The organism is Mesorhizobium montanum (assembly GCF_033977145.1).
Taxonomy (GTDB): Bacteria; Pseudomonadota; Alphaproteobacteria; order Rhizobiales; family Rhizobiaceae; genus Mesorhizobium; species Mesorhizobium montanum.
This window is the reverse complement of record NZ_JAVIJF010000006.1, coordinates 172,932-199,888: the sequence shown is the minus strand read 5'-3', so window position 1 is coordinate 199,888 and position 26,957 is coordinate 172,932. Positions and strand designations below refer to the sequence as shown.

General features: G+C 63.8%; 24 protein-coding genes. 15 read left to right on the top strand and 9 right to left on the bottom strand.

The features are described from left to right. Positions 1-16: 16 nt before the first annotated feature. From lpxD to lpxB, 5 genes are read left to right on the top strand one after another with little or no spacing between them, the layout of a single operon-like run. On the top strand, positions 17-1,072 hold the full coding sequence (gene lpxD / locus RFM68_RS10330) for a UDP-3-O-(3-hydroxymyristoyl)glucosamine N-acyltransferase (protein ID WP_320232631.1): 1,056 nt from the start codon (positions 17-19) through the stop codon (positions 1,070-1,072). Next, complete coding sequence (gene fabZ, locus RFM68_RS10325; RefSeq protein WP_320232630.1) at positions 1,065-1,526, top strand: 3-hydroxyacyl-ACP dehydratase FabZ; 462 nt, start codon at positions 1,065-1,067, stop codon at positions 1,524-1,526. The genes lpxD and fabZ overlap by 8 nt, the downstream gene beginning before the upstream one ends. Positions 1,527-1,541: 15 nt before the next feature. Next, positions 1,542-2,378 (top strand): acyl-ACP--UDP-N-acetylglucosamine O-acyltransferase, encoded by an 837-nt coding sequence (gene lpxA, locus RFM68_RS10320; protein WP_320232629.1) that lies wholly within the window; start codon positions 1,542-1,544, stop codon positions 2,376-2,378. Continuing rightward, entirely contained in the window at positions 2,365-3,270 is a 906-nt protein-coding gene (locus RFM68_RS10315) for an LpxI family protein (protein WP_320232628.1), read from the top strand. Before lpxA ends, RFM68_RS10315 begins: the two co-directional genes overlap by 14 nt. Beyond that, positions 3,270-4,454 (top strand): lipid-A-disaccharide synthase, encoded by a 1,185-nt coding sequence (gene lpxB / locus RFM68_RS10310; RefSeq protein ID WP_320232627.1) that lies wholly within the window; start codon positions 3,270-3,272, stop codon positions 4,452-4,454. Before RFM68_RS10315 ends, lpxB begins: the two co-directional genes overlap by 1 nt. Before the next feature lie 56 nt (positions 4,455-4,510). Here lpxB and gltA read toward each other — a convergent pair whose 3' ends face one another. Further along, the gene (gene gltA / locus RFM68_RS10305) at positions 4,511-5,839 is read right to left on the bottom strand and encodes a citrate synthase (protein WP_036258282.1); all 1,329 of its coding nucleotides are present in this window, start codon (positions 5,837-5,839) and stop codon (positions 4,511-4,513) included. Positions 5,840-6,021: 182 nt separating this feature from the next. Continuing rightward, positions 6,022-7,446 carry a glutamate--tRNA ligase gene (gene gltX, locus RFM68_RS10300; protein ID WP_320232626.1) on the bottom strand — a complete coding sequence of 475 codons (1,425 nt, stop codon included), beginning with the start codon at positions 7,444-7,446 and terminating at the stop codon, positions 6,022-6,024. A gap of 101 nt (positions 7,447-7,547) precedes the next feature. Here gltX and RFM68_RS10295 point away from each other — a divergent pair, with 101 nt between their 5' ends. Continuing rightward, positions 7,548-10,022: a ComEC/Rec2 family competence protein gene (locus tag RFM68_RS10295; protein WP_320232625.1), complete on the top strand. Its 2,475-nt coding sequence runs from the start codon at positions 7,548-7,550 to the stop codon at positions 10,020-10,022. A gap of 75 nt (positions 10,023-10,097) precedes the next feature. On the opposite strand, the gene lexA is transcribed toward RFM68_RS10295, so the two are convergent. Next, a complete protein-coding gene (gene lexA / locus RFM68_RS10290; RefSeq protein ID WP_320232624.1) occupies positions 10,098-10,832 on the bottom strand; it encodes a transcriptional repressor LexA in 735 nt (244 codons plus the stop codon). Between the two features lie 454 nt (positions 10,833-11,286). On the opposite strand from lexA, the gene kynU reads away from it, so the two are divergent. Next, positions 11,287-12,534: a kynureninase gene (gene kynU / locus RFM68_RS10285; protein ID WP_320232623.1), complete on the top strand. Its 1,248-nt coding sequence runs from the start codon at positions 11,287-11,289 to the stop codon at positions 12,532-12,534. Positions 12,535-12,598: 64 nt separating this feature from the next. Further along, positions 12,599-13,429, top strand: a complete 831-nt coding sequence (locus RFM68_RS10280) for a hormone-sensitive lipase (RefSeq protein WP_320232622.1) — start codon at positions 12,599-12,601, stop codon at positions 13,427-13,429. 99 nt (positions 13,430-13,528) lie between these two features. Here RFM68_RS10280 and RFM68_RS10275 read toward each other — a convergent pair whose 3' ends face one another. Genes RFM68_RS10275 through RFM68_RS10255 form a run of 5 tightly spaced genes read right to left on the bottom strand, consistent with a single transcriptional unit; the run spans position 13,529 to position 18,935 of the window. Beyond that, positions 13,529-14,734: a molybdopterin molybdotransferase MoeA gene (locus RFM68_RS10275; protein ID WP_320232621.1), complete on the bottom strand. Its 1,206-nt coding sequence runs from the start codon at positions 14,732-14,734 to the stop codon at positions 13,529-13,531. Further along, positions 14,734-15,213, bottom strand: a complete 480-nt coding sequence (gene moaC / locus RFM68_RS10270) for a cyclic pyranopterin monophosphate synthase MoaC (RefSeq protein ID WP_320232620.1) — start codon at positions 15,211-15,213, stop codon at positions 14,734-14,736. Before moaC ends, RFM68_RS10275 begins: the two co-directional genes overlap by 1 nt. 2 nt (positions 15,214-15,215) lie before the next feature. Continuing rightward, positions 15,216-16,028, bottom strand: coding sequence for an indole-3-glycerol phosphate synthase TrpC (gene trpC / locus RFM68_RS10265; protein ID WP_320232619.1), 813 nt, complete (start codon positions 16,026-16,028; stop codon positions 15,216-15,218). A gap of 4 nt (positions 16,029-16,032) precedes the next feature. Next, a complete protein-coding gene (trpD, locus tag RFM68_RS10260) occupies positions 16,033-17,043 on the bottom strand; it encodes an anthranilate phosphoribosyltransferase (protein ID WP_320232618.1) in 1,011 nt (336 codons plus the stop codon). Then, positions 17,040-18,935, bottom strand: a complete 1,896-nt coding sequence (locus RFM68_RS10255) for a SurA N-terminal domain-containing protein (protein WP_320232617.1) — start codon at positions 18,933-18,935, stop codon at positions 17,040-17,042. Before RFM68_RS10255 ends, trpD begins: the two co-directional genes overlap by 4 nt. A gap of 143 nt (positions 18,936-19,078) precedes the next feature. Here RFM68_RS10255 and tpiA point away from each other — a divergent pair, with 143 nt between their 5' ends. From tpiA to RFM68_RS10225, 6 genes are all read left to right on the top strand, one after another. Further along, positions 19,079-19,846: a triose-phosphate isomerase gene (tpiA, locus tag RFM68_RS10250; RefSeq protein WP_320232616.1), complete on the top strand. Its 768-nt coding sequence runs from the start codon at positions 19,079-19,081 to the stop codon at positions 19,844-19,846. A gap of 145 nt (positions 19,847-19,991) precedes the next feature. After that, a complete protein-coding gene (gene secG, locus RFM68_RS10245; RefSeq protein WP_320232615.1) occupies positions 19,992-20,504 on the top strand; it encodes a preprotein translocase subunit SecG in 513 nt (170 codons plus the stop codon). 212 nt (positions 20,505-20,716) lie between these two features. Then, positions 20,717-21,850: a L,D-transpeptidase gene (locus RFM68_RS10240; RefSeq protein WP_320232614.1), complete on the top strand. Its 1,134-nt coding sequence runs from the start codon at positions 20,717-20,719 to the stop codon at positions 21,848-21,850. After that, positions 21,837-22,073: a hypothetical protein gene (locus RFM68_RS10235; RefSeq protein WP_320232613.1), complete on the top strand. Its 237-nt coding sequence runs from the start codon at positions 21,837-21,839 to the stop codon at positions 22,071-22,073. The genes RFM68_RS10240 and RFM68_RS10235 overlap by 14 nt, the downstream gene beginning before the upstream one ends. 98 nt (positions 22,074-22,171) lie before the next feature. Continuing rightward, a complete protein-coding gene (pyrG, locus tag RFM68_RS10230; RefSeq protein ID WP_320232612.1) occupies positions 22,172-23,809 on the top strand; it encodes a CTP synthase in 1,638 nt (545 codons plus the stop codon). Between the two features lie 19 nt (positions 23,810-23,828). Beyond that, the gene (locus tag RFM68_RS10225; RefSeq protein ID WP_320232611.1) at positions 23,829-24,374 is read left to right on the top strand and encodes a DUF1697 domain-containing protein; all 546 of its coding nucleotides are present in this window, start codon (positions 23,829-23,831) and stop codon (positions 24,372-24,374) included. A gap of 121 nt (positions 24,375-24,495) precedes the next feature. Here RFM68_RS10225 and RFM68_RS10220 read toward each other — a convergent pair whose 3' ends face one another. After that, positions 24,496-25,953, bottom strand: a complete 1,458-nt coding sequence (locus RFM68_RS10220; RefSeq protein WP_320232610.1) for an NCS1 family nucleobase:cation symporter-1 — start codon at positions 25,951-25,953, stop codon at positions 24,496-24,498. A gap of 297 nt (positions 25,954-26,250) precedes the next feature. Here RFM68_RS10220 and RFM68_RS10215 point away from each other — a divergent pair, with 297 nt between their 5' ends. After that, positions 26,251-26,553, top strand: coding sequence for a DUF982 domain-containing protein (locus RFM68_RS10215; protein WP_320232609.1), 303 nt, complete (start codon positions 26,251-26,253; stop codon positions 26,551-26,553). Positions 26,554-26,957 lie beyond the last annotated feature (404 nt).

Here is a 26,957-nt window from a genome sequence, read left to right as displayed (position 1 = left end):
GGATATTGCTTCTGGAATGACCGATCCGGTGTTCTTCGCGCCTTCACGCCGGTATACGGCTGGCGAAGTCGCGAATCTGACCGGCGCCAGCCTGCTCGATTCCGCTCAGGCCGGAATTGCCATCGAGGCGCTGGCTCCTGCCAATGAAGGTGGCAACGGCGCGCTCGTCTTTGTCGACGGCAAGCGCAATTTCGCGTTGATGCAGTCGCTCAGGGCGGCTGCGGTCCTTTGCCCTGCCGATTTTGCCGGCAAGGCGCCGCCAGGCATCGCCGTGCTGATGCATCCCCGCCCGCAACAAGCTTTCGCGATGGTCGGACGCCTGCTGTTTCCGCAGGCCGCGACTCCGGGACCGATGACCGGAGAAACCGGCATCTCGGCGCATGCATTTGTCGATCCGTCCGCGCATGTCGAGGAAGGGGCGATTGTCGAGGCGGGTGCCGTGATCGGTCCCGGCGTATCCATCGGCAGCGGCACGGTCATTGCGCCTCACGCCGTTGTCGGCCGTTCCTGCCAGATCGGCCGCGACGGTTTCGTCGGCCCGGGCGCCAGCATCCAATATGCGCTTGTCGGCAATCGCGTCATCATCCATGGCGGCGCCAGGATCGGCCAGGACGGCTTCGGCTTCGTGGGCGGTGCCAAGGGACCAGAACGCGTGCCGCAGATCGGCCGCGTCATCATCCAGGACGATGTCGAGATCGGCTCCAATTCGACCGTCGACCGCGGCGCGATGTCGGATACCATCATCGGCCAGGGCACCAAGATCGACAATCTGGTGCAGATCGCCCACAATGTTCGCATCGGCCGCAATTGCATTATAGCCGGACTTTCGGGTATTTCCGGTTCCGTCGTCGTCGGCGACAACGTCACGATGGGTGGCGGTGTCGGCCTCGCCGATCATTTGACCATCGGACCAGGGGCCAAGCTTGCTGCGAGAAGCGGATTCATGAGCAACGTGCCGGCAGGCGAGGTCTGGGGAGGTTACCCGGCACAGCCCATGGCGGAAGCCATGCGCGAGATAGCGATGCTGCGCAGGATGGCCAGGACGCGCAAGCAAGGCGACGGAAATGGCTGATATGGTGGCAACGACACTCGAGGCGGTTGACATCATGGGGCTTATGAAGCTCCTGCCGCACCGCTATCCGTTCCTGATGATCGACCGCATCGTCGATATCGACGGCAATGACTCTGCCATCGGCATCAAGAACGTGACGATGAACGAGCCGCATTTCCAGGGGCATTTTCCGGAGCAACCGGTGATGCCGGGCGTGCTTATCATCGAGGCCATGGCGCAGACCGCCGGCGCCATCTGCATCCGCAACCTCAATACGGAAAAACCGTCGCTGGTCTATTTCCTGACTATCGACAATGCGAAATTCCGCAAGCCGGTCGTCCCGGGCGACCAGTTGAAGATCCACGTCAAGAAAATCAAGATGCGCGGCAGCCTGCTCAAATTCGCCTGCGAGGCCATGGTGGACGGCGCGAAAGCCGCGGAAGCCGAAATCTCGGCTATGATGGTTACCGGCTGACGGTTCGAAATGCTCATGAAAGTCCAGACATCCATTCATCCTTCCTCGGTCGTCGAGGAAGGCGCCCAACTCGGCGAAGGCGTTCGCATCGGACCCTTCTGTTATGTCAGCGCCGACGCCGTGATCGGCGACCGCGTTGAAATGGTCAGCCATGTTTCGGTGCTGGGCGCGACGACCATCGGGGCCTCGACCAAGGTCTATCCGATGGCGACCCTGGGCGGACCGCCGCAGAACACAAAGCACAAGGGCGGGCGTACCACGCTGGTCATCGGCGAGAACTGCACCATCCGCGAAGGCGTCACCATGCATCTCGGCACGGACACCAGCCGCGGCGAGACGAGCGTCGGCGACAACGGCAATTTCCTGGCCTACGCCCACATCGCCCATGATTGCGTGGTCGGCAAGAACGCCACCTTCGCCAATGGCGCGACGCTCGGCGGCCATTGCGAGATAGGCGACAACGTCTATATCGGCGGCCTGAGCGCCGTTCATCAATTCGTGCGCGTCGGCGACAACGCCTTTCTCGGCGGATGCTCGGCTTTTGTCGGGGATGTCATTCCCTACGCCATCGCGGTCGGCAACCGAGCCAGCCTGCGCGGCTTGAACATCATCGGCCTCAAGCGCTCCGGCCTGCCGCGTTCCGAAATCTACCTGCTGCGCAAAGCTTATCGGATGATTTTCGATCGTTCCCGCACCGTCGGCGAGAATGTGGAACTCGCCAAGGCCGAGTTCGCCGCGTCGCCAACGGCTATGAAGATCATCGATTTCATCACCAGCCGCGGCAAGCGGCACTTTGCCGTCCCATCGCTCAAGGGTGGCGGCGACGATGACAATGGCGATGACGAGGGCTGAGCCCGCCGAAGCAGGGCTTGCACTCGCGCCGGGCTCCAGAGTCGGCATCATTGCTGGCGGCGGCAGCCTGCCCGTCGAAGTCGCCGATGGCCTGGTCAAGCATGGTATTGCACCCTTCATCATCATCGCCGCGGGTGAGGTCGACCGCGAGGCGGACTTTGCGGCCTACGATCAGGAAAAACTCGCGCTGGAAGATATCGGATTGCTGCTTCCATTGCTGAAGCGCCATGGCATTACGCACCTGGTCCTGGCCGGCGAGATCAAGCGCAGGCCACGGCTGAGCAAGATAAGGCCGACACTTGGTCTGCTGGCGATAATTCCCTCCTTGATCAGAGCGTTGCGACGCGGCGACGATGGCCTGCTGAAGGTGTTGACCCGAGGCCTCGAAACGCGAGGCGTCAAGGTCGTCGGTGCGCACGAAGTCGTTCCGGAACTGACAGCCGGCGAAGGTCCGTTGACGGTGACCGAGCCAAATCAGTCCGACTGGCGCGACATCGAGGCCGCCCGCAGGGCGGCCAAGGCCATCGGCGCGCTCGATATCGGCCAGGCTGCGATTGCGATCGGAGGTCGGACTATCGCGCTGGAAGGCATTGAGGGCACCGCCGGCCTGCTCGACAGAACGCGGGAATTGCGCGGCCATGGCAGGCTGGCCGGCAAGGCGCGCGGCGTGCTGGTCAAATGCGCCAAGCCGGGCCAGGAATTGCGCGCCGACTTGCCATCGATTGGCCCGCAAACGATCGAGGCCGCGCATGCAGCAGGCCTTGCCGGCATCGCTGTCGAGGCCGGCCGTTCGCTCATTCTTGAGGGGCCGGCCACAATTGCGCGCGCGAACGCTCTTGGCCTGTTCATCGTTGGTCTGCCCACTGAGCTGGCAAATGGGGGAGCCGGCTAATGGCCGCTGACAAGCCGCTCAAGCTCGCAATCGTCGCCGGCGAAGAATCGGGTGATCTGCTCGGCGCCGATATCGTGCAGGCGCTCGAGCGCACGACCGGCCGCAAGGTTCAATTGGTCGGGATTGGCGGCAGGCACCTGCAGCAACTGGGGCTGACGCCGCTCTTCGACGGCAGCGAGATCGCACTGATGGGCTTCAGCGCGGTGCTGCGCGACCTGCCGCGGCTGATGCGCCGGATCGGCCAGACGGCGGCGACGGTCGCGGCCGAGCGGCCCGATTGCCTCGTTACCATCGACAGTCCGGACTTTTCGCTGCGCGTCGCGAAGAAGGTTCGCGCAGCAGCGCCGGCCATCCCGATCGTCCACTATGTCTGCCCGAGCGTATGGGCCTGGCGGCCGGGCAGGGCGGTGGCGATGAAGCCCTATGTCGATCACATCCTCTGCATCCTGCCGTTCGAGGTGAAGGCGCTTGCCCGCCTCGGTGGGCCGCTTGGCACCTATGTCGGCCACCGGTTGACGCAGGATCCGGGCTTGCTTGGCGCCGCCAAGGCGCAAGGCTTGCCGCGCGACCTGTCCGGTGACCGCGTGAAGACGTTGCTCGTGTTGCCGGGTTCGCGCCGCGGCGAAGTGAGCCGGCTGATCGGTCCGTTCGGCGAGACGGTGTCGGTCCTGCGCGCCCGCGGGCACCGTTTGCGCCTGCTTTTGCCTACCGTGCCGCATGTCGCCGACTTGGTCAGAACGTCGGTCGCACGCTGGGCTGAAAAGCCCGAGATCATCCTTGATCCCGAACGCAAATGGCAGGCCTTCGGCAAGGCCGATGCGGCACTGATCGCATCTGGAACCGTGTCGCTCGAATTGGCGCTGTCGGGAGTGCCGATGATCTCGTGCTACCGGCTCGATCCGGTCATGCGCATGGTCCAGGGGCTGATCACGGTCTGGAGTGCCGCGTTGCCCAATCTGATCGCCGACCAGACGATCGTGCCGGAGCACTACAACCAATATGTACGGCCGCGCTATCTGGCGCGGCAGCTCGAGGGCCTGTTTTCAGACACCGCCTATCGCGCCTGGCAAAAGGACGGTTTTGCAGAGGTTGCAAGACGCATGACGACCGGCAGGTCTTCCGGCGACATCGCCGCCGAGGTAGTGATGGGGTACATAAAGAAGGGAGTAGTCAGTAGTCAGTAGTCAGTAGAGTAGGAAGGCCCTATGCCCTACTCACTACTGCCTATTTCACTACTCACTCACCTTTTCGCAATCGGCACGTAATCGCGTTCCGTGGCGCCGGTGTAGAGCTGGCGCGGGCGGCCGATCTTCTGGTGCGGATCCTCGATCATTTCCTTCCACTGCGCGATCCAGCCGACGGTGCGCGCGACCGCGAAGAGCACGGTGAACATGGTGGTAGGGAAGCCCAGCGCCTTCAGCGTGATGCCTGAATAGAAGTCGACGTTCGGGTAGAGCTTCTTTTCGATGAAGTACTCGTCGGTCAGCGCGATCTTCTCCAGCTCCATGGCGATGTCGAGCAACGGATCGTCCTTGATGCCGAGCTCGCCCAGCACCTCATGCGCGGTCTTCTGCATGATCTTGGCGCGCGGGTCGTAGTTCTTGTAGACGCGGTGGCCAAAGCCCATCAGCCGGAACGGATCGTTCTTGTCCTTGGCGCGGGCAATGAACTCGGGGATGTGATCGACATGGCCGATCTCGCCCAACATGTTCAGCGCCGCTTCGTTGGCGCCGCCATGCGCCGGCCCCCACAGGCAAGCGATGCCGGCGGCAATGCAGGCGAAAGGATTGGCGCCCGACGAGCCGGCGAGGCGAACGGTCGAGGTCGACGCGTTCTGCTCATGGTCGGCATGCAGGATGAAGATGCGATCCATAGCGCGCGCCAGCACCGGATTGATCTTGTATTCCTCGCACGGCACCGCAAAGCACATGTGCAGGAAGTTGGCCGCGAAGCCGAGATCGTTCTTCGGGTAAATGAAGGGCTGGCCGATATGGTACTTATAGGCCATCGCAGCGATCGTCGGCATCTTGGCGATCAGGCGCATCGAGGCGACCATGCGCTGGTACGGGTCCGAAATGTCGGTCGAGTCGTGGTAGAAGGCCGACAGCGCGCCGACCACGCCGCACATGACGGCCATCGGGTGCGCGTCGCGGCGGAAGCCGGTGAAGAAGCGCGACATCTGCTCATGCACCATCGTGTGGCGCGTCACGCGATAGTCGAAGTCGTCCTTCTGCGCCTTGGTCGGCAATTCGCCGTAAAGTAGAAGATAGCAGACCTCGAGGAAGTCGCCGTGCTCGGCGAGCTGGTCGATCGGGAAGCCGCGATGCAGCAGGATGCCGGCATCGCCGTCGATGAAGGTGATCCCCGACTCGCAGCTTGCGGTGGAGGTGAAGCCGGGATCATAGGTGAAGGCGCCGGTCGTGCTGTAGAGCGAACCGATATCGATGACGTCGGGCCCGACGGTCCCGCTTCGCACCTTGAGTTCGTGCGTCTTGCCGGCGAGTTCGAGCCTGGCGGTCGACTCGCGCGTTTTGCTGCCCGGTTCCAGTTTTGTCGCAGCTTCGCTCATTCTCAAACTCCTTTTGTATCCTCATGCCGGCAAGGCAATTCCCGCAAACGACACGTCGAAGTCACCGGAATGCGCGAACTCGCCACCGCATTTTTAGGAGGTGCGTGCCAGATTGGGCCAAGGCCTAATGTTGCACTGCGAAACACACCTTTCAATGCCAATCTTCTTGGGCCAGTTCGCTCCTAATCGATTTGATCTCCGATCCTCGCCAGGCTCTCCTGGCGACCCAGCACGGCAAGCACGTCGAACACGCCGGGCGAGGTGCTGCGGCCGGTCAGCGCGGCCCTGAGCGGTTGGGCCACGGCGCCGAGCTTGTGCCCGCCGGCCTGCGCAAACTCGCGGATCGAAGCCTCCGCCGAGGCGGCGCTCCAGTCGCCCTGGACAGAAGACAGTGCGCCATGCGCGCCGCGCAAGATCGCGCGCGCATCGTCGTTGAGCAGGCCAGCCGCCTTCTCGTCCAGCTGTAAGGGCCGCTCGGCGAACAGGAAGGCCGCGCCGTCGACCAGCTCGACCAAGGTCTTTGCCCGCTCCTTGAGGCCCGGCATCGCCGCAAGCAACTGCGCCTTGCGCTTGTCGTCGAGCTTGGCGGCCAGCGCGGGGCCGCCTTCGAGATAGGGCAAGGTGGCGACGAAGATGTCGAACAGCGCCTTGTCGTCCATCTTGCGCATATGGACGCCGTTCAGCGCCTCGAGCTTGGCGAAGTCGAAGCGGGCCGCGCCCTTGTTGACGTCGCCGATGTCGAACCAGGCGATCATGTCCTTGATCGAGATCACCTCGTCGTCGCCATGGCTCCAGCCGAGCCGCGCCAGATAGTTGAGCAGAGCCTCGGGCAGATAGCCCATGGCGCGATAGGCCTCGACGCCGAGCGCGCCATGCCGCTTCGACAGCTTGGCGCCGTCGGCGCCGTGGATCAGCGGGATGTGCGACATCGACGGCACGTCCCAACCCATGGCGTTGTAGATCACCGTCTGGCGGGCTGCGTTGGTCAGGTGATCGTCGCCGCGGATGATGTGGGTGACGCCCATGTCATGGTCGTCGACGACAACGGCGTGCATGTAGGTCGGGTTGCCGTCCGAGCGCAGGATGATGAAGTCGTCGAGATCCTTGTTCGGGAAGCGCACCTCGCCCTGCACGCGGTCCTGCACGACCGTCTCGCCCTCGGTCGGCGCCTTGATGCGGATCGCGCCCTTGACGCCTGCCGGCGCCTCGGACGGAGCGCGGTCGCGCCACTGGCCGTTGTAGCGCGGCGGCAGTCCCTTGGCTCTAGCTGCCTCGCGCATCGCCTCGAGCTCGGCCGGCGTCTCGTAGCTGTAATAGGCCTTGCCCATGCGCACGAGTTCCTCGGCCACCTCGCGGTGGCGCGGCGCGCGCTCGAACTGCGACACGGCTTCGCCATCCCAGGCGAGGCCTAGCCAGGTCAGCCCCTCGAGAATGGCAGCCGTGGCAGTCTCGGTGGAGCGCTCGCGATCGGTGTCCTCGATGCGCAGCAACATCGTGCCTTCGGTATGCCTGGCATACAGCCAATTGAACAGCGCCGTGCGCGCCCCGCCGATATGCAGGTAGCCTGTGGGCGAGGGAGCAAAACGGGTGACGACCTTGTCGGACATGGAACTCTCGAAGATGCACTGAAACGGCATATTTTGCGCGGGCTTTCGCGCGGTTGGCGTTCATGTAGCATAGGCGGTCTGGGGCGCAAGGGGCAGACCCGATGGCTGGACGTGGCCGGGGTGCGGGAGAGGGCGAGGGAACGACAGCTGGCGTCAGCGAGCGCCGGATGTTCGCCCATGCCACGCCTGCCGAAGAAGCGCCGGTTCAGCTTCCGGAACGGCGTCCACCGGCCGGGCTTTTGCCACCCGGTGACGGTGCGCTACAGCCAGCATCGCCAACAGCCACCGTCGGCCGGATCCGAAAACAGCTTGGCCGCGCTTCGCTTCCCGCACTGCGCCGAAGCATTGCCGTCGCCGCCGCGACCGAGCTCGATCGCGGCGTCGGCTTCCTGCTGGTGCCGGTCTTCCTGGCGGCCGGCGTCATCTATTACTTCTCGCTGAGCACCGAGCCCGATCTCTACAGGCCGCTTGCGGCTGTGGCTCTGATGGCTGTCTGCGCGGCGGTGTCGCGTTCCTGGCAGAGAACGCACCTTGTGTTCATGGCATCGCTTTTCTGTGCGCTCGGCTTCCTCGCGGCCAAGGTCGAGACCTGGCGGATGGCGACGCCGATGCTGGGTTCCGAAATCCAGACGCGGCTGACCGGCCGGCTCGTCACCGCCGAGGCGATGGCCAACGGCCGTGTGCGGCTCACCATCGATCTAATTTCCACGGCACATCCGACGCTGCGTTATGCGCCGGATCGCGTCAGGGTTTCGGCGCGCAGGATCCCGCCAGACATGACTGCCGGCTCGATGCTGACCGGCTATGCCAAGCTGCTGCCGCCGACGGGCCCGGTCCGGCCGGACAGCTACGACTTTTCCTTCGACAGTTATTTTGCCGGCATCGGCGGCAGCGGCTTTTTCCTGGGCGACCCAAAGCTGATTGCGCCGACTCCGACTACGCCAACCGGGGCGCCGTTCGGCGCGCGCGTCGCATCGGCCATAGAAAACGCGCGCGAAGGGATTGCCGACCACATCAGGAGCACCATCGGCGGTTCCGAGGGCGAGATCGCGGCGGCGCTGATTGTCGGCGTGCGCGCCGGCATTCCGGAAGCAATCAACGAGTCGATGCGGCGCACCGGCATTTATCACATCATCTCGATCTCCGGCCTGCACATGGCGCTGGTTGCCGGCACGATCATGGTCCTGCTGCGCGGCGCCTTTGCGCTTTTTCCGGATTTCTCATCCCGCCGGCCGGTGAAGAAATATGCCGCTGGAATCGCGCTGGCCTCGATCGCCGCCTACCTCGTGATCTCCGGCATCGTGGTGGCGGCCGAGCGAAGCTTCATCATGCTCGCCGTGATGCTGGTCGCCGTGCTCTTCGACCGCGCGGCGCTGACGATGCGCAACCTGGCGATCTCGGCCGTTGCCGTCATCCTTGTCTCGCCGCACGAAGTGGTCGGCCCGAGCTTCCAGATGTCGTTCGCCGCCACCGCTGCGCTTGTTGGCGCCTATGCCGGATGGGCCGACTATCGCGCCGGCAAACCGACCGCGCCGCCGGCAAAGCGCTCGTTCCTCGGGTTCGTTTCGCGAAAACTGGCGGTTGGCGTGGGTGGCGCCGCCATGACGTCGCTCATCGCGGGCAGCGCGACATTGTTGTTTGCGATCTGGCACTTCCAGCGCGTGTCGCCGCTCAGCCTGCTGGCCAATCTGGCGGTGATGCCGATCGTCTCGGTGATCGTCATGCCGTTTGCGGTGTTGAGCGCGCTGGCCATGCCCTTCGGCTTCGACGGCCCGTTCCTCTATGTGATGGGCAAGGGCCTGACCGCGATGATCGCGATCTCGGCCTGGATTTCCGAGCGCTCACCGGTTGACGCCGTCGGGTTGATCTCGATCCAGTCGGTGCTGCTGGCGACCATCGCGCTGGTCGTCGCGACCATGGCCACCACCTGGTTGAGGCTTGCCGCCTTGCCCTTCGCGCTCGCCGCGCTTGTGACCATTCCTCATATCCGCACGCCAGACGTGCTCGTCTCCGAGGACGCGCATCTGGTGGCAATGCCGATCGGCGGCGGCGAGCTTGCAATCAACCGCGCACGCTCCAACGAGTTCACCACCGACAATTGGAAACGGGCGCTGAAAGCCGAGGAAATCGTGCCGCCGGAGATATTCGCCAAAGACGCTCTCGACATCGCCGATCCCGTCGATCTGCCGCCGGGATCGCCTTTCTACTGCACCGGAGACCTCTGCATCGGCCGGCATCCTTCAGGCGCGATCGTCGCGCTGGCCGAAGACCGCGACAGCGCCCGGCCGGCCTGCGGCTTCGCCGATCTCATCGTCATCGACGACCCCACGGCCTACAATCCCTGCCGCGATCCGCGCGTGCTTGTGGTCACCAAGCGCCAGCTGGCGCGTGACGGCAGCGCCGCCGTCTTTTTCGACACGCAATCGGCAACTGCGCGGCCTGCTATTCGCTACGCGGTCGAAAAGCCATACCGGCCCTGGCACGAGCAACGGCAATACGCCCGTGAAGCGAGGGGCCTGCCGCCTTATAAAAAGCCTGAGAGGGCGGATGCGAAGCCCTCGCAACCAGCTGAGTAGATCGTAACGCAATTCCGAACGGAAGGCTACGCGAAGTCGCCGGGCCCAACCCCTGCGCACTTTTCCTGGAATTGCTCAGTAGCGGCGGATCAGACCGACGAGCTTGCCCTGAACCTTGACCCGGTCGGGCCCAAAGATGCGGGTCTCGTAGGCCGGGTTGGCGGCTTCGAGCGCGATCGAGGCGCCCTTGCGGCGGAAGCGCTTGAGCGTCGCTTCCTCGTCGTCGACCAGCGCCACCACGATCTCGCCCGGACTTGCCGTGTTGGCATTGCGGATGATGACGGTGTCGCCGTCGAAGATGCCGGCCTCGATCATCGAGTCGCCCTTGACCTCCAACGCATAATGCTCGCCGCCCATGATCATGTCCGGCGGCACTGAGATCGAATGCGTCTGGTGCTGAATGGCGTCGATCGGCACGCCGGCCGCGATGCGGCCCATCACCGGAATGGACACGGCCGAAACGGCGTCGTCGTAATTGCTGGGAGTCGGGGTGCGCGAGGGGGCTGCCGGCTTGACCTGGCGGCCGAGATTGCCTTGGCCGCCCTGGATAACGCTTGGCGAAAACTTCCTGGCGGCATTCAGCCCGGGCGCGATCGAGTCGGGCAGACGCAGCACTTCAAGGGCGCGCGCCCGGTTAGGCAGCCGGCGAATGAAGCCGCGCTCTTCCAGCGCCGTGATCAGCCGATGGATACCTGACTTCGAGGCAAGGTCGAGCGCCTCCTTCATCTCGTCGAAGGATGGAGGAATCCCGCTCTCCTTCAGGCGTTCATGGATGAACATCAGGAGTTCATGTTGTTTGCGCGTCAGCATTGGCGGCCCCCACGGGTTCTGAAACCAGAATCAGAAAAACAAACCCAGAACAAACACTATCTGTTCCAGTTGTGTTCCGCAACCGTTTAAAGTTTAGTGAATTTGTTAAGGCTGCCGAAACAATGTTGCGTCCGATGATGCCCCACCCGCCGTCAGCTGGGCGGTGTCATTGATTTCGCTCGAATTTGCAGCCTTCCTTAAGCTGAAACAAGGGCGACACCATCGCGAAAATGCCGGATGGGATCGCGTCGACTCCTCGATGCATGTGTACTGCACCGTGAACGAAACGAACCCAAAATGCCAACCTTGGGGATGATTCCGGTCGGCGGTCTTCGCCGTCTATGGACCAGCTAACATAGGACAAAAGGTTCTTGCCGTGTCGTGGACGGTGGTGAGACAACCGCGCCTGGCCGGCCGTAAGCGGCGTTGGGTCGAGAATGGAGGCGGTAGCACAATGAGGGGAATTCCCGATCTCGCTGATATCGAGGCGATGGATGGCGCGGATCCGCTGCGCGCCATGCGCAATCGCTTCGTCTTGCCGGAAGGCGTCATATATCTCGACGGCAATTCGCTGGGCGCTGCTTCGGTCGACGTGTTCAAGGAGATCGAGACGGCGGCGAAGCAGGAATGGGCGCAGAATCTCATCCGTGCCTGGAATACCGCCGGCTGGTTCGACATGCCTGTCGAACTGGGCGACCGGCTCGGGCGCCTGATCGGCGCCGCGCCGGGCCAGAGCGTGGTGTGCGACACGACCTCGATCAACATCTACAAGATCCTGCATGCGGCACTCGCGATGCGGTCCGAGCGATCGGTGATCGTTGCCGAGGGCGACAGCTTCCCGACCGACCTCTACATGGCGGAAGGGGTGGCTTCGACGCGGCCCGGCACAATACTGCGGCTCGAAGGCGTTGACGCGCCGACGATCGAAGAACTGGTCGACGACCGCGTCGCCGTCATCCTGGTCAACCACGTCAACTACAAGTCCGGCCGGCTGCGCGACATGGCCGCCCTGACGCGAAAGGCCCACGATGCCGGTGCGCTGATCGTCTGGGACCTCTGCCACACTGCCGGTGCCCTGCCGGTGGACCTCGACGGCGCGAATGCCGATTTCGCCATCGGCTGCACCTATAAATATCTCAATGGAGGTCCGGGCGCGCCGGCCTTCATCTACGCCGCGAACCGCCACCATGGCGACATTCGCCAGCCGCTTAGCGGCTGGTGGGGCCATGCCAGGCCGTTCGCGTTCGAGCAGGGCTACGCCGCCGGCACGGGCATCCGCCGGTTCCTGTGCGGAACGCAACCGGTGCTGTCGATGCGGGCGCTGAAAGGAGCGCTGGATCTCTGGGACGAAGTCGACATGACGGCCGTGCGCCAGAAAAGCATCGCGCTGACGGATCTGTTCATCCAACTTGTCGAAGCCAGATGCAGCACCTTCGGTCTCGCGCTGGAAAGCCCGCGCAACGGGGCCGAGCGCGGCAGCCAGGTGTCGTTCGCCCATCCGCATGGCTACCAGGTGATGCGCGCCTTGATCGAGCGCGGCGTGATCGGCGATTTCCGCGCGCCGTCGACCGTTCGTTTCGGCTTCACGCCGCTCTATGTCGGCTACCGGGATGTATGGAACGCCGTCGAGGTGCTGGAAGACATCCTGCGTACAGGCGCCTGGCAGGATGCCCGCTACGCGGTCAAGGAGGCTATCACCTGACTTTGAATCGGCTGATGCCAATCAAAGCCAATCAAGATTGATCTGACCGCGGAGGGATTGAGTGGTGGTCGAACATCGTATCGCGGATTGGGACAATGCCTACGCCAACGGCACCAACATCGCCGGCGGCGACCGCTGGCCGGCGGCCTGGGATGGCCCGGCGCAGGCCTTTCGCGAAAAGCTGCTGGCAGAGGGCAGGGCGCGGCTCGATATCCTGTACGGCGAAGCGCCGCGCAACCGGCTCGATCTCTTTCTCCCGCCAGTTGCGCCAAAAGGCCTCGTTGTGTTCATCCACGGCGGCTACTGGATGGAGTCGGACAGGAGCTCATGGTCGCACCTGGCTGGAGGCGCGATAAGCCGCGGCTTTGCCGTCGCCATGCCCTCCTACACGCTTTGCCCGCAGGCGAGGATCAGCGGCATCGTCGGTGAAGTCGCGGCCGCGATCGGCAAGGCGGCGGCGATGGTCGATGGCCCGCTGATGCTGACCGGGCACTCGGCCGGCGGCCATCTCGCCAGCCGCATGGCGACCACGACGTCGCCGCTGGCATCCGATGTGGCGCGGCGCATAGCCCAGGTCGTTTCGATTTCGGGCCTGCACGACCTGCGGCCGCTGATGTTCACCGCACTGAACGAAACCCTCAACATCGACGAGCGGGAAGCGTTGAGCGAAAGCCCGGCATTGCTGCGACCTCGGCAAGGAGCGCGCGTCACCTGCTGGGTCGGCGGCGGCGAGCGTTCGGAATTCCTGCGCCAGAGCGCGTTGCTCGCCAACATCTGGGCTGGGCTCGGCGCCGCCACCGATTCGGTGGTCGAGCCGGACCGGCATCATTTCAACGTTGTCGACGGTCTTGCCGATCCGAATCATCGCCTGACCCGCAGGCTGGTCGACGAATGAGGATTAGGATCGGTTTCGTCGACGTATCAGTGATCGACATCGTCGACGTATCAGTGATCGACTTCGTCGACGCATAAACGATCGACATCGTCGACGTATTTACCGCAGCATCAGCACATTGCATTCGCCGCCGGCTTCGGCCGCTGGCGCAAAGGGCTCGCGCACGATCAGGCCGTTGGCGTCGGCGAGCATCCGCAGCATCGAGGAGTCCTGGATGCCGAACGGGGTCGCGACCAGTGTGCCGGCGTCATCGCGCACCACGGCGCGAACATAGTCCTGCCTGAGGTCGTTGGCCTGCATCGCGGCGCCGAGCCGGGCGGTTCGCACGTCCTGCCTGTGATCGCGGCCGCCGAGCCGGGCAAGGAGCGGCTTCAGGAAGAGTTGCGAGCAGACGATGCTTGCCACCGGATTGCCGGGCAAGCCGATGCAGCGGACATTGCCAAGCCGGCCGAACATCAGCGGTTTGCCGGGGCGCATGGCGATCTTCCAGAAGTCGAGCTTCATGCCTTCGCCGGTGAGCACGTCGTGGATCAGATCGTGATCGCCGACCGAAGCGCCGCCGAGCGTGACGATGACGTCGGCGCCGGCATCGACCGCGTTCCTGACCAGCGCGGCGATCGCCTCCTGGCGGTCGGCGGCGACGCCGAGATCGAGGGCGCGCGCGCCGACCGACTGGGCGGCGGCGGCAACGCCATAGGCATTGGACGAAATGATCTGGTCGGGGCCGAGCGTGCTGCCAGGCGGCAACAATTCGTCGCCCGTGGCGATGATCGCGACTAGCGGCTGACGCACGACGCACAGGCTCGGGTGGTTGGCCGACGCGGCCAGCGAAAGGGCTGCCGCATCGAGCACCCGACCCTTTTCGAGCAGGACGTCGCCGGTGCCGAAGTCGAGGCCGCGACGGCGGATATTGCGTCCTTGCGCGGTCGGTTGCGTCACCTCGATCTTGCCACCGTCGAGGTCGCTTACGTTTTCCTGGATGACGATGGTGTCGGCGCCTTCCGGCAGCGGCGCACCGGTAAAGATGCGCACAGCCTGGCCTTCCCCGACGGTTCCGGAGAAGCCGCGCCCGGCAGGCGCCACACCTATGACCTCAAGTCGCGCCGGGACTGGGGCAACATCGGTGGAACGCACGGCATAGCCATCCATCGCGGAGGCGTTGAAGGGCGGCTGCGTGCGCAGCGCCACAACCGGTTCCGCCAGGACCCGCCCGGCTGCATCCGCCAGCGGAATGGTTTCGCCAGGCAATGGCGCCGCGCCGTCGAGCAGATGTTCGAGCGCTTGGGCGACCGGAACCAACGCCATCAAGGCGCCGCCTTGTAGTCGCCCGACTTGCCGCCGGTTTTCTCGACCAGCCGGATACCGGAAATCACCATACCGCGGTCCACCGCCTTGGCCATGTCATAGATGGTGAGGCAGGCGACAGAGGCGGCGGTCAGCGCTTCCATCTCCACGCCGGTCTTGCCGGTGACGCGGGCGAGCGCCGTGACCTTGAGGCCAGGCAATGTGCGGTCCGGCTCGATCTCGACGGCGACCTTGGTGAGAAGCAGCGGATGGCAAAGCGGGATCAGCTCGTGCGCCTTCTTCGCCGCCATGATGCCGGCAATGCGAGCGGTGCCCAGCACATCGCCCTTCTTGGCATCGCCGGCCAGGATCATTTCCAGTGTTTCCGGCTGCATCGAGACAAAGCCTTCGGCGATCGCCGTGCGCGTGGTCTCGGCCTTGTCGCCGACATCGACCATGTTGGCTTCGCCCTTGGCGCCGAGATGGGTGAGGGCAGGCATCCTCAAACGGCCTCGGCCGGTGCCTTGCCCGTCAGCAGAAGCTCGGTCGCGGCAGCCACATCGGCCTGCCGCATCAGGCTTTCGCCGACGAGGAAGGTGCCGATCTTGCTCTTCTCCAGCCGGCGGCAATCCTGATGCGTGAAGATGCCGCTTTCGCTGACCAGCAGCCGGTCGGCCGGTACCATGACCGCCAGCCGCTCCGAAACATCGAGGCTGGTCTCGAAGGTCCTGAGATCGCGATTGTTGATGCCTATCAGCCGCGACGAGAGGCGAAGCGCGCGCTGCATCTCCTTCTCGTCGTGCACCTCGACCAGCGCGTCCATGCCGAGCTCAAAGGCCGTCGCCTCAAGTTCCTTGGCCAGCGCGTCGTCGACGCTTGCCATGATGATCAGGATCGCATCGGCGCCCCAGGCGCGCGCCTCATAGACCTGGTAGGGATCGAAGAGAAAATCCTTGCGCAGGGCCGGCAGCCGTACCACTGCCCGCGCGGCCATCAGGAATTCCGGGGCGCCCTGAAAGGACGGTGCGTCGGTCAGCACCGAAAGGCAGGCGGCGCCGCCTTTCCGATAGGCCCTGGCGAGCGCCGGCGGATCGAAATCGGCGCGGATCAGGCCCTTGGAGGGGCTGGCCTTCTTGATTTCAGCGATCAGCGCGAAGCCGCCGTCCCGGCGCTTGGCTTCGAGCGCCGCGAGAAAGCCGCGCGGCGGGTCGGCATCCCTGGCCTTCGCCTTGATCTCGGCAAACGGCACGCTGAGCTTCGCCGCGGCGATCTCTTCGCGCTTATAGGCTTCGATCTTGCGCAGGATGTCCGACAAGGCCTTATCCGTTCGAAATCTCGACGAGCTTGTCCAGCACCGCAAGCGCGCGGCCGCTGTCGATCGCTTGCACGGCCGCCGCGATACCGTCGGCAAGCGTCGTCACCTTGCCGGCCACGACCAGCCCGGCACCGGCATTCATCAGCACCGTGTCGCGATAAGCACCGGCGCCGCCGCCCAGCATATCGCGCAGTTCCTTGGCGTTGTAGGCCGCATCGCCACCGCGCAGCTCTTCCTTGGTGTGCCGCTTCAAGCCAAAGGCTTCCGGCGTCAGGGTGAAGCCGCGGATTTCGCCGCCGGCAAGCTCCGCAACCTGGGTCTCGCCAGTTGTGGTGATCTCGTCATAGCCATCGCCATGGACGACCCAGGCGTGATCGGCGCCGAGCGCCTTCAGCGTCTCGGCCACCGGCATGATCCACTCCGGCAGGAAGACGCCGACCATCTGGCGGCTGACGCCGGCGGGGTTCGACAGCGGTCCAAGCAGGTTGAAGATGGTGCGCGTGCCGAGCTCGACGCGGGTCGGCCCGACATGCTTCATCGCCGGATGATGCGCCGGCGCGAACATGAAGCCGACGCCTGCCTCATGGATGCAGCGGCCGATCATTTCCGGCGAGATGTCGATCTTGACGCCCAGCGTCGTGAGCACGTCGGCGGAGCCGGTCAGCGAGGACAGGCCGCGATTGCCATGCTTGGCGACCGGCACGCCGGCGGCGGCGATGACGAAGGCCGAAGCGGTCGAGATGTTGACCGAATGCGAATTGTCGCCGCCGGTGCCGACGATATCGATCGCGCCGTGCGGTGCCTCGACGCGCAGCATCTTGGCGCGCATCGTGGCGACCGCGCCGGATATCTCGCCCACCGTCTCGCCGCGCACGCGCAGCGCCATCAGGAAACCGCCGATCTGGCCGGGCGTCGCATCGCCCGACATGATGATGTCGAAGGCCTCGCGCGCTTCCTCGAAAGACAACGCGGTGCCGGTGGCGACCTTGGCTATGTGTGTCTTCAGCGCGCTCATCGTGTCTGGGCTTGCGAAACGGCATTCGGATCGATGCGAACGCTATATTGCGACTGCAACTGCGCCACCAACTGGTCGAGCAGGTCGTCGGACATGCCGGCGCCGAAGGATTTCTGCGCCTCGTCCGGCACCGCGCTGCCATCGGCACCGGCCGGCTCGAAGACCTCGGCGACCTTGAACAGGATCTGGCCGTCGCCGGTGGGCGAGGGGATCAGACCGGTGCCGCCTTCGCCGACGCCGAACATGGCGGCAGCACCTTCCTTGCCGAAATCGGCATCGTCGGCTTCGCGCTTCAGGCCGCGCTTGGTCTGTTTATCGAGCTTGAGCTCGCCGGCGATGACGTCGAGCGTGGTGCCGGCTTTGAGGCGCTTCTCCAGCTCCTCAGCCTTCGCGTCGAGCCGCTTGTCGGTCTCTGCCTCCGTCCAGTCGGCCGCGACCTTCTTGCGGACCTCGTCCAGCGTGCGGTCGCGTGCCGGCGTGATCGACTGCACCTCGTAGAAGACAAAGCCATTGTCCGTGGTGGTCAGGCCCTCATTCTCGGTTTTGGGCTCAGCCGCAAACACCGACTTGATCAGCTCGGCCGATTCCGGCAGGTCGTTGACGATCGTGCCGTCCGGCCGTTGGCCGGTACGGTCGATGGCGTCGATGGTGAAAACCTTGAGCTTCAGCTTGTCGGCGGCCTGGGCGAGCGAGGCGCCCGAGGCGCGGGTGTCCTCGTAGCTGTCATGCACGTCGAGCAGGATGCGGCTTGCTTCGCCCAGCGCCAGGTCCTTGCGGATCTGGCCGGATACTTCCGCAAGCGGCTTCACGACCTGCGGCTTGATCTCGGTGACACGCAAGAGCACAGGACCGAAGGTGCCCTGGACGACCGGGCTCACCTCGTTGGCATTGAGCGAGAAGGCCGCATCGGCGACCGTCTTGTCGGCGATCTTGTCCTTGGCCAGCGTGCCGAGCAGCGTGTCGGCCTGCGTCTTGCCCTCAGCGGTGACGAGCTTGTCGAAAGTGGCGCCTGCCTTCAGCGAATCGTAGGCGGCCTTGGCCGCATCCGGCGTCTTGAACACCAACTGCTCGATGGTGCGCGTCTCGGGCGTCGTATAGCGTGCGACGTTCTTGTTGTAGTCGTCGCTCACCTGGCTGTCGGTCACCGCGGACGGGTCCATGATGTCCTGCGGCTCCAGCCGGACATAGGAGAACTTGCGGTATTCCGACGCGGCGTAGTTCTTTTTGTTGGCGTCGAAATACGTGTTGAGAGCGCTGTCGGATGGCGCCTCGATCGGCTGCACCAGCGTCTTGGGCAGCACCAGATAATCGATCGTGCGATCCTCGCCGCGATAGAGCGAGACCGCCTTCAGGAAGGTCTGCGGAACCTTGAGGCCGTCGGAAATGGCCTCGACGATCTGCTGGCGCACAGCCACCTGCGAGCGGTTCTTGAGATAGTCCTCCGGCCGCATGCCGAGCTGGCGCAGGAGATATTCGAAGGTCCGGCGGTCGAACTGGCCACCGGGGCCCTTGAAGGCCGGATCCTCGCGCGTCAGTTCGGCCAGCCGATCCTTGGACAGGCCCAGCCCGAGCTTGCGCGCCTGTTCGTCGAGCACGGCGCCCGACACGAGCTGCGACAGCACCTGGTTGTCGACACCGAGCAGCTTGGCCTGCTCCTGGGTGACGCGCTGGCCATATTGCTGCGACAGCATGCTGACCTGGCGATCATAAGCGAGGCGGTACTCGTTGATCGAGACCTCCGTGCCACCGGCGGTGATCACCGGGTGATGGCCGCCCAGCATGCCCCCCACCATGCGCGTGGTGGCGCCCCAGGCCAGGAAACTCACCACCAGCAAGGACAGCAACGCCTTCGCGATCCACGTGCCCGCCGCGCTTCTCAATATACCAAGCATACATACTTCCGATTTTTGCGCATTTTCGCATGCGCCGAGTCTGAAACAAGCGCAATAGCGCCCTTCCGGTCCACTGTCGATTGCTTTGTGACCTGATTTTGGTAGTGAGGGCGCTGCTTAATGTCGCTCGGAGAATGTGTCCCATGACCCCTGGAATCCGCCCGCTTGTTGCCGGCAACTGGAAAATGAACGGCACCAGCGCCTCACTCGCCGAGCTGCGGTCGATCGGCAACGGGTTCATGAGCGGCCTCGATGCCGAGACCGAAGCGGTGGTGTGCGTGCCGGCGACTTTGCTCCAGCGCGCCGCCGAGATCGTGTCGCGTACGCCGGTTCGGGCCGGTGGCGAGGATTGCCATCCCAAGGAGAGCGGCGCCTTTACAGGCGAAATTTCGGCCGAGATGCTCAAGGATGCCGGCGCGAGCCACGTCATTGTCGGCCATTCCGAACGCCGCGAGCAATGCGGCGACGACGACGCGATCGTCAACGCCAAGGCGTCGGCCGCCTGGCGGGCAGGGCTGGTGGCCATCATCTGCATCGGCGAGACGCGCGCCGAGCGCGAGGCCGGCGCGACGCTCGATATCCTATCGCGCCAGCTTGACGGTTCCGTGCCGCCGAGCGCTACCGCCGCCAACACCATCATTGCCTACGAGCCGGTCTGGGCCATCGGCACCGGTCTGACGCCTACCGCCGCCGACGTCGCCGAGGCGCATGCGCATATCCGGGGCAAGTTGATCGCGCTGCTCGGCGACGCCGCGGCCAGGATGCGCATTCTTTATGGCGGCTCGGTCAAGCCTTCCAACGCGGTGGAATTGCTCGGCGTCGACAATGTCGACGGCGCGCTGGTCGGCGGCGCCAGCCTGAAGGCGGCCGACTTCCTGGCCATCGCGGAAGCTTACATGAACATCTCTTAGGCTCGCGGCATAAATCGTTGTAATGGCCGCATTGCTTCCCATATTCCCGGCCACGGGCTTGGAAATGCCGCCAAAGCATTGTAAGGAGCCGCCTCCAAAACACCGGTCGTATGCGCGACCGCGCAAGGCCTCGCCAGGATAAATTATGGAAACCGTACTGATCGTCGTCCACCTCATGGTCGTGCTCGCCCTTGTCGGCGTGGTGCTGCTGCAGCGCTCCGAAGGCGGCGGCCTGGGCATCGGCGGCGGTTCCGGTTTCATGACGGCGCGCGGCGCCGCCAACGCACTGACCCGTGCCACCGCAATCCTGGCGGCGGCCTTCTTCGTGACTTCGCTGGCGCTGTCGATCATTGCCCGCTACGGCGAAAAGCCGATCGATATTCTCGATCGTCCGGCAACGTCGAGCCCGGGCAACGGCGTGCTCAACCAGCTGCCGGGTTCCAATGGACCGGTGGGCACCTCCAAGCCCGCGGCTCCGGCCGCCGGCACGGCTCCGTCGAGTGGCACGACGACCACCACGCCGCTTGCCAATGGCACCGCTGCTCCGGCTCCGGCTACAACGCCTGCTCCGGCTGCGCCGGCGCCCGCGAATCCGACCACGCCGCCGGCAGCCAACGGCGTCACCTTGCCGGTCACCCCGCAGGTTCCGAACCAGTAGCCGGACAAGTATCGGGCCACGACCTGTTGTTCTTTGAACACAGTCGCGGCAAATGCCGCCCGATCACGAAGATTCAACCGGGCGTAGCGCCTGCCTCAGCTTGAGGCGATGACGGCTAATCGATTATAGATTGCGCGCGGCACTTTTCGGCGTCCTTGGGGGACGCCGGGCGACGCCGTGGGCAACTCGCATTGAACGATCGGATCTTCGCCATGCAGCTTCGCAGCTTCATCATTTTGGGATTCTGTGCCGTCCTCGGCATGGGTTCCGCCGCCCTTGCCGGGCCGGCAACCATGGTCTCTTCCCCGTCGGTAGAGAAAACCGACGCCATTCCCGTCGCCGCCAAGAGCGACGCATCGCAGTTGAAGCTTCTCAAGAAGAAGAAAACCCCGACCTCGGACGATCTCGCGCAGATCAGCAAGCTCGAGGCCAAGATCGAGGCCGACAAGGAAGCCGCCAAGGACAAGGCGCTCGAGGCCCGCAAGATGGCGATGCGCGATGCGGCCAAGGCCAAGGCGGATGCGGCGCGTCAGGAATGGCTCGCCAAAAAGGGCAGCGGGACGGCCGCTCCGGCAGAAGTCGCCGATGCCAAGCCGGCCAAGAACATCACCAAGATCATTGCGCCGCTGGAGCCCGTCGCTCCTATAATTCCGGTCAAGACCGAGGAGCCGATCCCGGCCGAGGCCATGAACATCGCGGCCACCGGCAACACCGGTGAATTGCGCAGTGAGCAGCCCGGCCAGAAGCAGGCGAGCAGCGGCGGTCTGTTCGACGGCCTCTTCGGCGGCGGCGGACGATCGACTTCGATCAGCTATCTGCCCGAGACCCGTGCGCTCGATTCGGCGCTCGCCAGGAAGGACGCCAAGCGGCCGTTCAAGGTGAAGCCGGAATTCGTGCCGCAGGACGTTGCCTTCTCCGGCTACGAGCCTGGCACGATCGTGATCGACACCACCGCTCGCCGCCTCTATCTCGTCGAGAGCTTTTCGACAGCGCGGCGCTACGCCATCGCGGTCGGCCGCGAAGGCCTGCAGTTCAAAGGTACGGTGGCGGTCGGCGACAAGCAGGAGTGGCCGCGCTGGATTCCGACGCTCGACATGCAGAAGCGCGAGCCGAAGCACTACGGCCAGTATAAGGACGGCATGGCCGGCGGTGGCCAGAACCCGCTCGGCGCGCGTGCCATCTACCTCTATGACGGCAGGAAGGACACGCATCTGCGCATCCACGGAACCATCGCGCCCCAGTCGATCGGAACGAGCGCTTCCAACGGCTGCTTCCGCATGATGAACGAGCACGTCATGGACCTCTACAGCCGCGTCAGGATCGGCACCAAGGTTGTTATTATATAACGGCAAGGTCGTTACCTATAACGACAAGGTCGTTACCTATAACGACAAGGTCGTTACCTATAACGACAAGGTCGTTACCTATAACGACAAGGTCGTTACCTATAACGACAAGGTCGTTACCTATAACGACAAGGTCGTTACCTATAACGACCCCAGTCGTCATCATCTGACACGTTCCATCAAACTGCCGAAAGGGCCGGCACCGCCGGCCCTTTCGTTTTGAGTGCACCAAAGGCTCCTTCGGGAGCACCGGCGCCATTTTGGGAAAAAGCCTTCGCGGCGGTTTTTTCTCTGGCGGAATCAATCAGGCCGCGTTAAGCGATGACTCCCATGGCGCGATATGTATTCATCACAGGCGGCGTGGTTTCCTCACTCGGAAAAGGCATCGCCGCAGCAGCTCTTGGGGCTCTTCTGCAGGCGCGAGGCTATCGCGCGCGGATCAAAAAGCTCGATCCTTATCTCAATGTAGATCCCGGAACGATGTCGCCATATCAGCACGGCGAAGTGTTCGTCACCGATGACGGCGCCGAGACCGATCTCGATCTCGGCCATTATGAGCGCTTTACCGGGCGCTCGGCGAATCAGCAGGACAACATCACCACCGGCCGCATCTACAAGAACATCATCGAGCGCGAGCGGCGCGGCGACTATCTCGGCGCCACCGTGCAGGTGATCCCGCACGTCACCGACGAGATCAAGCATTTCGTGCTGGACGGCAATGACGACTACGACTTCGTGCTGTGCGAAATCGGCGGCACGGTCGGCGATATCGAGGCGATGCCGTTCCTGGAGGCGATTCGCCAGCTCGGCAACGACCTGCCGCGCAACAACGCAGTCTACGTGCATCTGACGCTGATGCCTTACATCCCGACGGCCGGCGAACTGAAGACCAAGCCGACGCAGCATTCGGTCAAGGAATTGCGCGGCATCGGCATCGCGCCCGATATCCTGCTGGTGCGCGCCGACCGGCCGATCCCGAAGGAAGAACGCCGGAAGCTGTCGCTGTTCTGCAACGTGCGCGAAAGCGCCGTCATCCAGGCGCTCGACGTTCCGCATATCTATGACGTGCCGATGGCCTACCACAAGGAAGGGCTCGATTCGGAAGTGCTGGCCGCCTTCGGCATCGACCCGGCGCCGAAGCCGCGCATGGAGCCCTGGCAGGCGGTGTCCAACCGCATCCACAATCCGGAAGGCGAGGTGACCATCGCCGTCGTCGGCAAGTACACCGGCCTCAAGGATGCCTATAAATCGCTCATCGAAGCGCTCTCGCATGGCGGCCTCGCCAACCGCGTCAAGGTCAAGCTCGACTGGATCGAGAGCGAGATTTTCGAGAAGGAAGATCCGACGCCCTGGCTGGAAAAAGTGCACGGCATCCTCGTTCCCGGCGGTTTTGGCGAGCGCGGATCGGAAGGCAAGGTCCTGGCGGCAAAGTTCGCGCGCGAGCGCAAGGTGCCTTACTTCGGCATCTGCTTCGGCATGCAGATGGCCTGCATCGAGGCGGCGCGATCGCTTGCCGGTATCGATCATGCATCGTCGACCGAGTTCGGCCCGACCAATGAGCCGGTCGTCGGCCTGATGACCGAATGGCTGAAGGGCAACATGCTGGAGAAGCGCAGGGCCACCGGCGACCTCGGCGGCACGATGCGGCTCGGCGCCTACCAGGCAGAACTGGCCAAAGGCTCGAAGATCGCGGATATCTATGGCGACACGCAGATTTCCGAGCGCCATCGGCACCGCTACGAAGTCAACATCGACTACAAGCAGCGGCTCGAGGATTGCGGCCTGGTCTTTGCCGGCATGTCGCCCGACGGCGTGCTGCCGGAGACGGTCGAATATCCTGACCACCCATGGTTCATCGGCGTGCAATATCACCCGGAGCTGAAGAGCCGGCCGCTCGACCCGCATCCGCTGTTCGCGAGCTTTATCTCGGCTGCGGTGGATCAGAGCAGGCTGGTCTAGCCGGCGGTCGGACCGGGTCATGCAAACCTACGTCGCGCTGCTCTACAGCATAATTTTGGGCGAAGGGCGGCGCGTGGTCATGGCCGATCTCAAGGCCATGGCGGAAGGTCTCGGGCTGAAGAATGTCCGCACGCTGGTTGCGACCGGCAATCTGGTGTTCGTGGCACGGGCTGGTGAAGTTTCAAAGCTCGAGCAGCGGCTGGAAAAGGCCTTCGAGAAGACCTTCGGCCGCCATGTCGACATCATCGTGCGCGGCGCCGAGGACTGGCTGAAGCTTGCAGCCGGCAATCCGTTTCCGGGCGAATCCGCTGACATGGCCGATCGGGTTGCGGTGCGCGTGATGCGCGAGCCGCTGCCCGCGGATGCTGTTGAAGCGCTCCAGGCCTATGCTGCTGACGACGAGAAAGTACTTTGGATCGACGGCGATATCTGGCTTGTCTTCTCGCGCGAGCGGCCGAGCTCGCGGCTGGTTGCCGCCGCCAATCGCAAGCGCCTGGGCATCGGTACGTCGCGCAACTGGAACACGGTGCGCCGGCTGGCAGAGATGGTAGGCAGTAGGCAGTAGGCAGTAGGCAGTAGGCAGTAGGCAGTAGGCAGTAGGCAGTAGGCAGTAGGCAGTAGGCAGTAGGCAGTAGGCAGTAGGTGGCATTCTCTATTGCCTAATCCCTGCCGCCTACTGCCTTATTTCAAGCCTTCGCCACCTTGGCGCCCGCGCCCAGCGCCATGGTGCGCAAGACGTAGTAGACGGCGCCCGCGATCGCCACGCCGAAGAACCAGCCATAGACGCCCCACCAGGATGGCAGCCAGTTGGTGAAGTTGGGCAGGATCGAGGAGAAGATCGCCCCGATGCCGGCGGCGATGAAGGCGTTGACGTGCCAGCCGCTCTGGAAGTGGAATTCGCCGTCCTCGCGGTAAAGGGCTTCGACATCGACCTCGCTTTTGCGGATCAGGTAGTAGTCGACCATCATCACGCCGAAGATCGGCCCCATGGTTGCGCCGATGATGTTGACGAAGGAAGCAGCACTGCCTTCCCACGGCGCGAAGGGATAGAGCACCAGCGCGATCAATGCCGCGATGTAGCCGCCCTTCTTGAAGTCGATCCGGCGCGGGAAGACGTTGGAGAAGTCGAAGGCCGGCGAGACGAAATTCGCCACGACGTTGATGCCGAGCGTCGCCACCGCGAAGGTAAGCGCCGCAAGGGCTGCGAGGAACCAGCTATCGAATTTGGCCGAGATCTGGTCGGGATGGAGCAGCACCTCATGATAGACGTCGTAGGCGGCAATCGTGGTGACGCCGGCGACGAGCGAGAACAGGATGAGGTTGACCGGCAGGCCCCAGATATTGCCCTTGCGCAGCGCCGCAGCGTCCGGCGCATAGCGGGCGAAATCGCAGAAGTTGAGGTAGAGCGCGGAGAAATAGGTCACCCAGATCGCCGCCACCGCGAACAGCGCGGTCCAGGAACCAGGTTCGCCCGGAACGCCGGCATCCTTGGTCTTGTCGAGCAGCACGTCCATCGGAATGTCGCTCGTGAAGGCGAAGCTGCCCGACTTGACGCAGAGATAGATCGCCAGGATCAGCATCATCACCCACACCGCCGGGCCGGCCCAATCCTGGAAGCGGCGCACCGTTTCCATGCCCTTCTGGATGATCAGCAGCTGCAGCGCCCAGATGATGACGAAGCAGATCACCTCCAGGGTCGAATGTCCCAGAAGATGCGAGCTCTTGTTGAACTCATCGAACCATTGCAGGCGCGTCAGCAGCGCAACGATTGCGCCCGATGCCGCGGCCGTCTGGGCGCCATACCAGAAGCAGGCGACGATCGCGCGCACCAGCGCCGGGACATTGGCGCCCCAGATGCCGAACGACGCGCGGGCGAGCACGGGGTAGGGCACGCCGGTCTTCACGCCGGCATAGCCGACCATGTTCATCAGCGCGTAGATGATCAGCGAGCCGATGCCGATAGCGATGACGAAGTTGACGAAGCCGCCGCAGAACAGAAACAGGCTGGCCGCCAGATAGTAGCCCCAGAGGCTGTGGACGTCCGAAGTCCAGACGTTGAAGATCGAAAACGGTCCCCAGTTCCTGACCGTTGCCGGAGCCAGATCCTCATTATAGAGGTCGGGCGATGCGCCTTGAATGGTCATTGCAAAGTGTTCCCCTTTTTTGCAAAACGCGCCCTCACGCGTTTACCCGCAAAGGTTAAGCCTGACCCAGGGGAACCGGCAAGCAATCCATTTGCGGGCTTTCGCCTTAAAGACATTCAATGAGAATCGCGCTTATCGCTGACACTGATCCATCGTCGCTTTGAGTCGGCGCGGCGTTTTTGCCGCAAATCGGCGCTTCCAAACTTTTCAAGTGGCAATCAAAATTGTTTGGAACTAATCCACAGTATATGCGTTTATGCTTGTTCGGCTGTAATGCGGTCGAACCGGGAGGAAACGATGGATCGCTTGCATTTCTTTACCCCAGTGCGAATTGCGCGTGGGCAGGGACACCCTGTGGAGGAAGTCGATAGCGTCTCCGAGGCGATGGTGTTCCTGCGGAAGTGGCCGACGGGAAGGCGCGGCCCGGTTTATCAATGCGCCCTTAATTGCTGTGCGGCGGCTATGTCGGGCAAGATGTCGGCCGAGGAAGCGAGAAAGGCCTTTGTCGGCTTTGCCCGCATCACCCGCCTGCTCGACGACGACATGGCGTTGCCGCTGGGTGGCACGTCGATGGACAACGTCCACGCCTTGAGGCGCTGAGACAGCCCGATCCCCGGCAGCGCCCGGCTGCTGGCAACACACACTATGGCGAGACGTTGGCGCCTGCGGCCAACGTCGGCGGCTGTGCTGCTTCAGTTTTCCCTGAAAGAGCGCGTAAGGGAGGCTTGCACCGGGGCCAGCATATAGTCGAGCAAAGTGTGTTCTCCGGTCAGGATCATGACGCAGAGTCTCAGAGACGGCTGATCGTTGCTCGGGCTGACGTTACAGGTGCGCGCTATCTCACGGACCGATTCACCAGGGAACTTGGCTGCAGCCCGCGGGCAGCAGCTTCCCTGTTTGAGCAAGAGGAACTCGGGCCAGACCCATTCTCATAAGACAGTTCCGTGCAAGAGAACTCCGCGTCCCTGAGCAGGAGCAATGGCGAGTTGAAGTGCCGGCCTGTC